Raw genomic sequence first — 9,075 nt, forward strand, 5'->3', positions numbered from 1 at the left:
AAAAGGAGTGAAAGTCATGAGTACAATTGGGATTCCTGGACTGATTTTGATTTTGATCCTGGCATTGGTATTATTCGGACCGAAAAAGCTTCCGGAATTGGGGCGTGCAGTTGGTCATACTCTGAAGGAATTTAAAAATGCCACTCGCAGCCTGACGAGTGACGATGATGATGACGACGAAGCAAAGCGCAAGGAGCAGGCCAAGGATGCGACTGTTGCCAAAACAGCCGTCATCACGGAAAAGGATGCCTTTGACCGAGAGAAGATCGAACGTGAAATTCGCGAGCGTCTGGAACGGGAGCGCATCGAAAAAGAGATTCGTGAAAAGATGGAATTGGAACGTTCTGCGATGGAAAAGGAACAACAAAAGGCTTAGTTGGGCAAGGTGGTTGCCATGACAGATCAAGAAATGACAGTAGTCGAACACCTGACAGAGCTGCGCAAACGCATCATGTGGGTGCTCGCCGTATTTATTGTCGCTTTGATTGCCGGCTTCTTTTTGGCTGGTCCTCTTATCGAGTATCTCAAGCAGGAGCCCATAGCGGATGGAGTGCCGATCATCTCCTTGCATCCATCAGATGCGCTTCGCGTCTATATGCAATTCGCCTTTTTGATCGGCATTGTCGTGACTCTTCCGGTGGCGTTGTACCATATATGGCGATTTGTATCTCCAGGGCTGAATGTGAATGAAAAGCGGGGCTCGCTCTACTTCATTCCGGCCGCATGCTTTTTGTTTTTGATCGGGATCGTGTTTGGCTACTATGTGGTCTTTCCAATGATCATGCAGTTCATGACCAACATGACAGCGAACATCGGAGCAGATCCAAACTACGGGATCGCCGAATACTTCGGATTTATGTTTAATATGGTGATTCCATTCGGCATACTGTTCCAGCTCCCGATCATCGTGATGTTCCTGACCCGGATTCGGATCTTGAATCCGATGAGGCTCGCGAAAATGCGGAGATTTGCCTACTTTGGCCTCGCCGTTGTGGGGATTACTTTGACTCCTCCTGAAATTGTGAGCGACATTCTCGTGACGATCCCGCTGCTTCTCTTATATGAAATGAGCATCTGGCTGTCGAGGATAGTCTACCGCAAACAGCTGAGAGAACAGGCAGAATGGGAAAGCGAGTATCAGTACGAAACAGATGAAGCGGTACGCTAATCCGTTCAAACAAAAAGTCTCCTGTTATGACGACAGGAGACTTTTCGTATTTTCAAGAGGAAGTGGGCAATACTAGTACGGTTATGATAGGGGGTGCCCGTTTATGTGGCTGATTCTATGTTTGGCGCTCTTCTTCTCGTCAGGTCAAACCGCACTGGCGACGGAGCAGGTTGAGGTGTTTGACTCGGACCAGCAAAAGGTCATAGCGACTTTCGATAATACACCGGCGTTGCAAAAAGAAGCGCAGCTCATATTGGACAGTGTGAGCGGGCGAGTCCTGGAATTTAACCCGTCCCTTGATCATGTAAGGGTCGTGAAAATCCCACTGGTCCCCCCGAAACGTCTGACGCAGCGATCGGCTGGCATTGAGGCAGATATCGCTGAAATGTTTGTGGTGATACCCAAGAAAGGAAGCCGGCCGCCGTGGCTCATTTTGCATACCAAGCAATACGAGACCATCGTTGTTGAGTTTTCCGTGAGCGTCAAAACGCTGAAAGAGCTGGTCAAGCTGCCGTAAATTCCCGCTTCGAGGAGATCCGAGAATCACTCGGCGGGGGTCAGGAAAGTTTGCGTATAGTAATCCGTGACGACCCCTACACCAAGCTGGGTGAAGCCTTTTTCGAGCACATTTTTTCGATGGCCAGGGCTGTTCATCCAGCTTTCGTGTGCTTCGATGGCATCCGGATATCCGGCAGCGATGTTTTCGCCTGCCATGCGGTACGAGATCTTCGCTTGCTTCAAGCGGTCAAACGGGTCGCTTCCTGTCGAGGCGGATACATGATCAAAGAAATCGTTGCTTTCCATATCGAGGCTGTGCTTTCTTGCCACCTGGGCAGCCTCGTCATTCCATGCAAGAGCGGGGAGCTTGAAGCGATAGCGCGAGACATTGACCAGGTCCAGGATTTGCTGTTCATACGCCGCGTTGACCAATTCCCGTTCTTTTACGCTGAGGGCAGGCGGATCAAAATCGGGAGCTTGTCCCCGATACGACCATTTCGTCTCGTAAAAGCCGCCGCGCAAGAGCATTTGCGTATCAATCAGACGCAGCGCCGTCACTTTATCGTTATTCTGCTGGTCCAGATAATAGATGGCAGCGGTTCCGTTTTCCATGACGAGCGGCCGCTGTTGCTTCTGATTGGTGATCTGGATATTGGCTCCCATATAGGTGAACGTGACGACATTTTGCAGGGGATGCTGTCTCTCCAGTGCCTGCATGGCCGTTCCGATGCCGATGTCACCCAGCTTGGCTGACGGGGCGAGCGAGTAGAGATCGACTACTTTGCCGTTTGCGACGCCTACTTGTACATAGCGTGCAGGGTCCCGGTTGTAGATCCACCACTGATAGCCGAGACTGCTGGGGTCCTTGCGGGAGGGAGCACCCAGCCTCTTCGTGACCTCTGCGGATGACATGCCGAGAGAAATACCGAAGAGGGTGTTTGGCTTCTCGGCCTTGGCGACCAGTTGTGAGGAGCTGCCCAGAGCGGCACTAGTATTTGCAGGGGCTTGGACGGTAGCCGTATTTGTTGAAGGCTGCTTGGCAAGTGCAGCAGGAGGTTGTCCTACCCAGGCAGAATTAGATGCTTCATCCCAGCCGACTGGTTTGTTCAGCTGGCGGCCAATGACGGAAAGAGGGACATAGAGCGTTCCCTTGTATTCGAGAGTGGCAGGTGCATCCCCTGTGCCTCCTTGATTCGCACCTGTCTCTGGAGTAGAGGCGACTTCGCGTCCATCCCAATAGACAGTGGAAGGGTTGAGGTTGACCCGGATGAGTGACGAGTGATCAGATGAGAAGAAACGGCTGATGCCCACGATCGAGAGGACAGACAGCCCAATCAGCAGCCATTTGCGCATGTGCGGATCGCTCCTTTGCTAGCTTGTCTTGAGACTCTATCTGATTTATATGAGCGGGATGGATTGGTAGAACTCTTTTTGCTAGACGGCAGGATCTGCGAGAGTGACGCATGATTGGGACTGGATCTGGAAAAAAGTGAGGGAAACTACTTGCAAAGTAGATAGTGATTCATTATTATAGGAATTGGGTGTTAGCACTCATATCAATCGAGTGCTAACAACGTAAAATTTGTTTACCTACATTTTTTGAGGAGGGTGTTTTTAGTGCTTAAGCCATTGGGTGACCGTGTGGTAATCGAAGCTATCTCCAAAGACGAAACGACTGCAAGCGGTATCGTTTTGCCTGATTCTGCAAAGGAAAAACCGCAAGAAGGCCGCGTAATCGCAGTAGGTTCGGGTCGTGTTGCTGACAACGGCGAGCGCATCGCGTTGGAAGTAAAAGACGGCGATAAAGTAATCTTCTCCAAATACGCTGGTACTGAAGTCAAGGTAGACAATAAAGAATACCTCGTGCTGCGCGAATCCGATATCCTCGCGATCATCGGTTAAGACATAGGAATTTGAACGAACCAACACATAACAGGAGGTAGAGATTAGATGGCTAAACAAGTGAAGTTTTCTGAAGACGCACGCCGCTCGATGCTCCGCGGTGTGGAAACATTGGCAAATGCGGTAAAAGTAACCCTCGGTCCAAAAGGCCGTAACGTGGTACTTGAGAAAAAATTCGGTTCTCCGCTCATCACCAATGACGGTGTAACCATCGCAAAAGAAATCGAACTGGAAGACGCTTATGAAAACATGGGCGCTCAACTGGTGAAAGAAGTAGCTACCAAAACCAACGACATCGCTGGTGACGGTACTACCACTGCAACGGTTCTGGCTGCTGCAATGATCCGTGAAGGTCTGAAAAACGTAACGGCTGGCGCTAACCCAATGGTTATCCGCCGCGGTATGGAAAAAGCTGTTCGTGCAGCTGTAGAAGAAATCAAATCCATCGCGAAGCCAGTTGAAAACAAATCTTCGATCGCACAAGTAGCGGCTATTTCCGCTGACGATCAAGAAGTTGGAAACCTGATCGCAGAAGCTATGGAAAAAGTGGGTAAAGACGGCGTAATCACCGTTGAAGAATCCAAAGGCTTCGTAACCGAGCTGGAAGTAGTAGAAGGTATGCAATTCGACCGCGGCTACGCTTCCCCTTACATGATCACTGACACTGACAAGATGGAAGCGGTTCTGAACAACCCGTTCATCCTGATCACTGACAAAAAAATCTCCAACATCCAAGAAGTTCTGCCTGTACTGGAGCAAGTGGTACAAAGCGGCAAACCTCTCTTGATCATCGCTGAAGATGTAGAAGGCGAAGCGCTGGCTACCCTGGTAGTGAACAAACTGCGTGGTACCTTCACAGCTGTAGCGGTTAAAGCACCTGGCTTCGGCGATCGCCGCAAAGCTATGCTGCAAGATATCGCTGCTCTGACTGGCGGCGAAGTAATCACAGAAGAACTGGGTCTAGACCTGAAATCCACCAAGCTGGAACAATTGGGCCGCGCAGGCAAAATCGTGGTTACCAAAGAAAACACTACTGTTGTTGAAGGTGCTGGCGACAAAGCGAACATCGAAAGCCGCGTAGCTCAAATCCGTCAACAAATCGAAGACACCACTTCCGATTTCGATCGTGAAAAACTGCAAGAGCGTCTGGCTAAACTGGCTGGCGGCGTAGCAGTTATCAAAGTCGGTGCAGCTACCGAAACTGAATTGAAAGAGAAAAAGCTCCGCATCGAGGACGCACTGAACTCTACTCGCGCTGCAGTAGAAGAAGGTATCGTACCTGGTGGCGGTACTACTCTCATCAACGCAATCAAAGCTGTTGAAGGCGTTAAAGTAGAAGGCGAAGAGGCTGTAGGTGTACACATCGTACTCCGCTCCCTGGAAGAGCCAGTTCGTCAAATCGCTGCGAACGCAGGCCTCGAAGGCTCTGTAATCGTAGAGCGTCTGAAAAAAGAACCAGTAGGCATCGGCTTCAACGCTGCTACTGAAGAATATGTAAACATGCTGGAAGCTGGTATCGTGGATGCTGCGAAAGTAACTCGCTCCGCGCTGTCCAATGCTGCATCCGTAGCGGCTATGTTCCTGACTACCGAAGCAGTGATTGCTGACAAACCAGAAGAAAACAAAGCTCCTATGGGTATGCCTGATATGGGCGGCATGGGCGGCATGGGCATGATGTAAGAAAGAAAAGCGGCTCGCCGTTTTTCGAAAAGAGAGGCAGACTATCGTCTGTCTCTTTTTTTGTGCAAATTAGGTTTTCCGGAAAAATCCTATCTATTGCTGAACTCGTTGTTTTATTATTAGAAAATTGTAAATTTTTTCGGGAAATTTGTTTCTGAAATTGGAGTTTGAATACTAAACATTACTACAAAGAGAGAAACACAAGAGAGAGGCATCCATTATCTTTCATGGAGGAGATTGGTGATGAGACGTGTAGGGGTTTGGCTGATTTGCGCCGTTCTGATGCTGGTGGTGAGTGCGTGCAGTAGCAGCTCGCCTTCGTCAACATCGGGCGGGCAAGCTACGGGGGCGGCGCCGACACCTGCTGTAGAACCGGCAAAAGGGGAGCCGGTCGAGCTGGTGATGTACAGCTGGCGACCAGAGGACAAGGAAGCGTACAACAAGTTCATCGCGGAGTTTGAGAAGAAGCATGCCAACATTAAGGTCAAATTCAAGCCGTTCAAGTCAACGGAGTACAACACCATTCTGAGCAATTCCCTGACTGCAGGTACAGGGGTGGACATTGTTCAATTGCGTCCGTATTCTGGCGCGACATCCATTGCCGATGCGGGTTACCTGCTGCCGATTGACGATGTAAAGGGAGTGCAGGACATTCCAAAAGCTTATCTCGATGCAGCTCGAGGGAGCGACCAGAAGGTGTATGGAGTGCCGCTTTCTATCAACTCGGCTGTGATTTTCTACAACAAAAAAATATTGGAGGACAATGGCCTGCAGCCCCCGCAGACATGGGATGAGCTGATCCAAGTTTCACATGCACTGCAAGCGAAAGGGATCGTTCCCATTGCTCAGGCAGGAAAAGCGGCATACCTTTTGTCGATTGCGCATAGCGTCATTGGAACGAGCTCTTATGGCGGCAATGAGTACGTGGAAAAGCTGCTCTCGGGTGAGGTCAATTTCAACGATCCAGCGTTCAAGGAATCCATCCGTCGCATGCAAGAGCTGGCACCGTTTTTCCCGCCGGATTTTATCGGCATTGATGACAAGGATGCCCAAGCGCTCTTTTACACGGGAAAGGCAGCGATGTACATCAATGGCAGCTATCGCCTAGAAACCTTTGAAAAGCAAAGCCCAGACCTGCCGATCGATATTCTCCCTGGTCTTGCAAAAGAAAAGGGGGGAGACGCGCCGATGATCAACTGGGTAGATGGCTCGTACGGTATCCCAAAAGCAACCAAGCACCCGGAAGAAGCGAAACTCTTCATGGAATTTCTCGCCTCGAAAGAGTTCGGTCAGATGTTCAGTGATGATTTGAGCCGCTTGAGTGCAATAGCCGGCGTGACACCGAAGCATCCGTTGGTGCAAAAAATGACACAGCTCAGCGAAAAGAGCATGGCGCCGTTCCTGATGCTCGTCCACTTTGGGGAGGGCACGCCAACGACCAAGACGACCTTTGAAGACTCTCTGCAAGGGATGTACATCGGCAAGCTTACGGTGGATAAGGTAGCGGAGGATACTCAGGCCTCTTCCGACAAATGGTTCAAACCGAAAAAGTAGCCGCGTATGTCGATTGAAAAAAGCGGAGGTACAGTCAGGACGAAGCGCTTGGCTGTACCTGTTTTTGGAGGAGGGGGCACATGAGTATGCCTGTGACGGACAAAACGGCTGCTGCCAAAACAGAGGCTGCCAAGATACGGCGAAGGAACTGGAAAAGGCACTTGGTCCACCTGTTTTTGCTGCCGGCGCTTCTCTTTTATATATGGTTTCAGATTTATCCGATTTTCTCCGCGTTTTTAAACAGCTTCTTTGCCTGGGATGGGCTGAAGCGGGGATCATTTGTCGGCCTGGAGAACTTCGTGCGCCTGTTTACGGAATCGCCGTTTCAGGAGACCTTCTTCCGTGGGCTCGGTCATAACGTCATCTTTTTCATTGGGATTGTGCTGACCAAGCTCGTGGTGGCATTCGTGCTGGCGTTGTTCATCAACAGCAAGATCCGCGGGAAAGAGTTTTTCAAAATGGTGATTTTCATGCCGAAGCTGCTGTCGGTGATCGTGGTCGGATTCCTCTTTAGCCTAATTCTGAACCCGACGTACGGCGCATTAAATACCTTTCTCAAGTTCATCGGCCTAGAAGAGCTGGCGCGGCCATGGCTGGGAAGCCCGGATACGGCGCTCTACACGATTATTTTGGTCAACAGCTGGTATGGACTGGGGTTTGCGGTCCTGATTTTCCTCGCAGGGTTGCAGGCAATCCCTTCGGAAATTTATGATGCAGCCAAAATGGATGGGGCATCCGGTTTCACCATGCTGTGGAGAATGACAGTTCCTTTGGCGATGCCATCGATCATGGTGATGACGATTTTGAGCTTCATTGGTGCGTTTGAAGCGTTTGAACTCATTTTTGCCATGCAGGGCTCTCAAGCAGGACCTTACTATTCAACAGATGTGCTGGCGACTTACTTTTATCGTCTCGCTTTTGGGTCTGTTGCGGGAGGGGAATCGATCGGGCTCGGCTCGGCATTGGCAGTTGTGCTTTTCCTGATGATTTCGAGCGCAACGGCCATCTTGCTCTTTTTCTTCCGGCGCAAGGAATACGAACAATAGAAGGGGGGACAAGAACGTGACTGTTAGATGGGGACAATACGCAAAGTATGCGGTTCTGTTGTTCTCTGCCTTTTTGGCGCTCTATCCTATCTTTTTGATGATTGTCTCTTCATTCAAGAGCAATATGGAGATTCTCACTTCGCCTCTTGGGCTTCCGCATTCGCTTTCTTTAGAAAATTACACGGAAGTGTGGGACCGGGTAAACTTCGGTACGTATATATGGAATAGTATCTATGTCAGTGGCTTGTCTGTGTTTTTCATCCTGTTCATCTCTTCGTTGGCTGCGTTCTACCTTTCTCGCTATCCGTTCCGGTGGAATCCGTACGTCTTGTTTTTCTTTATGCTGGGCCTCATGCTCCCGATGAAGCTGGCGATTCTCCCGCTTTACATGATCATGCTGCAGCTGCAGCTGCTGGACACGCTGACGTCTTTGGTCATCCTTTATGTGGCAGGGGGGATTCCCTTTGGGGTTTTTGTGTTCTATGGATTCTTCAAGACTCTCCCGACGGAGCTGGACCAATCTGCGCGACTGGATGGATGCAACGGCTTTCAGGTGTATTATAAGATTATCCTGCCGCTGATGAAGCCAGCGTTGGCCACGGTGGGGATCGTTCATCTGATCGGGGTGTGGAACGACTTTTTTTATCCGTTGATCTTTTTGAAAAGTGAGGAGTTGAGCACGATACCGCTGGGTGTTCTCACATTGTTCGGTGAGTATGACACGGAGTGGAATCTGCTGTTTGCGAGCCTGACGATTTCATCTTTACCGATGATTATCGCTTTTTTGTTTGCATCGAAACAATTTATTGAAGGATTGACCTCGGGGGCGATCAAATGACCAAGAAACGATGGATAACGTTTGATTTAGACGGCACACTCATGCAGAATCCTTTTGGGGCATGGGTTTTTCCGGAGATTGCAGAGGCAGTCTCGGGAAGGCTGGGCAGGCAGCATGATGTAGTCTCAGAAATGGTGGCGGAGCATGAGGCGCGAATGGCATCTGGGCGCTACGTCGAAGCGTATGATTGGGATGATATTCTGCGAGAGAGATTACGAAAGTTGGACCTTGCCGATCCTTTTGAAATAGAGCCTCTGGTCCGCAAGCATTCCGTACCGCCCAAGGTCTGGCTGCTGGAGAGCGGCATTCGGGAGGTTCTGGCGGAATTAAAAGCGGGCGGCTATTCCTTGGCTGTCGTGACGAATGGATTTTACAAGTTTCAGGCGCCA

The 9,075-nt window shown here is 50.1% G+C and carries 10 protein-coding genes (1 of these 10 running past the window's edge); 9 read left to right on the forward strand and 1 reads right to left on the reverse strand.

Annotation, left to right across the window (positions count from 1 at the left end; genetic code table 11):
• Nucleotides 1-16 precede the first annotated feature (16 nt).
• From tatA to JNE38_RS02950, 3 genes are all read left to right on the forward strand, one after another.
• Nucleotides 17-376, forward strand: coding sequence for a twin-arginine translocase TatA/TatE family subunit (tatA, locus tag JNE38_RS02940; RefSeq protein ID WP_203355185.1), 360 nt, complete (start codon nt 17-19; stop codon nt 374-376).
• 18 nt (nt 377-394) lie between these two features.
• Complete coding sequence (gene tatC, locus JNE38_RS02945; RefSeq protein ID WP_203355186.1) at nt 395-1,168, forward strand: twin-arginine translocase subunit TatC; 774 nt, start codon at nt 395-397, stop codon at nt 1,166-1,168.
• 103 nt (nt 1,169-1,271) lie between these two features.
• Complete coding sequence (locus JNE38_RS02950; protein ID WP_203355187.1) at nt 1,272-1,685, forward strand: hypothetical protein; 414 nt, start codon at nt 1,272-1,274, stop codon at nt 1,683-1,685.
• A gap of 26 nt (nt 1,686-1,711) precedes the next feature.
• Here JNE38_RS02950 and JNE38_RS02955 read toward each other — a convergent pair whose 3' ends face one another.
• Nucleotides 1,712-3,019 (reverse strand): CAP-associated domain-containing protein, encoded by a 1,308-nt coding sequence (locus tag JNE38_RS02955; RefSeq protein ID WP_203355188.1) that lies wholly within the window; start codon nt 3,017-3,019, stop codon nt 1,712-1,714.
• Nucleotides 3,020-3,283: 264 nt separating this feature from the next.
• Here JNE38_RS02955 and groES point away from each other — a divergent pair, with 264 nt between their 5' ends.
• From groES to JNE38_RS02985, 6 genes are all read left to right on the forward strand, one after another.
• Complete coding sequence (gene groES, locus JNE38_RS02960; RefSeq protein ID WP_049742269.1) at nt 3,284-3,568, forward strand: co-chaperone GroES; 285 nt, start codon at nt 3,284-3,286, stop codon at nt 3,566-3,568.
• Between the two features lie 48 nt (nt 3,569-3,616).
• Nucleotides 3,617-5,248 (forward strand): chaperonin GroEL, encoded by a 1,632-nt coding sequence (gene groL / locus JNE38_RS02965; protein ID WP_203355189.1) that lies wholly within the window; start codon nt 3,617-3,619, stop codon nt 5,246-5,248.
• 243 nt (nt 5,249-5,491) lie between these two features.
• Nucleotides 5,492-6,802, forward strand: a complete 1,311-nt coding sequence (locus JNE38_RS02970) for an ABC transporter substrate-binding protein (protein ID WP_203355190.1) — start codon at nt 5,492-5,494, stop codon at nt 6,800-6,802.
• Nucleotides 6,803-6,888: 86 nt separating this feature from the next.
• Nucleotides 6,889-7,848 carry a carbohydrate ABC transporter permease gene (locus JNE38_RS02975; RefSeq protein WP_203357396.1) on the forward strand — a complete coding sequence of 320 codons (960 nt, stop codon included), beginning with the start codon at nt 6,889-6,891 and terminating at the stop codon, nt 7,846-7,848.
• A 16-nt stretch (nt 7,849-7,864) separates the two neighbouring features.
• Nucleotides 7,865-8,686 carry a carbohydrate ABC transporter permease gene (locus tag JNE38_RS02980; protein ID WP_238933539.1) on the forward strand — a complete coding sequence of 274 codons (822 nt, stop codon included), beginning with the start codon at nt 7,865-7,867 and terminating at the stop codon, nt 8,684-8,686.
• On the forward strand, nt 8,683-9,075 hold the 5' end (the start) of the coding sequence (locus tag JNE38_RS02985; protein ID WP_203355191.1) for an HAD family hydrolase. 393 nt of this gene lie beyond the right edge of the window; 393 of the gene's 786 nt are visible here — the first part of the coding sequence; the start codon lies at nt 8,683-8,685; the stop codon falls past the right edge of the window. Before JNE38_RS02980 ends, JNE38_RS02985 begins: the two co-directional genes overlap by 4 nt.

The sequence above is a fragment of the Brevibacillus choshinensis genome (assembly GCF_016811915.1).
GTDB classification, from domain to species: Bacteria; Bacillota; Bacilli; order Brevibacillales; family Brevibacillaceae; genus Brevibacillus; species Brevibacillus choshinensis_A.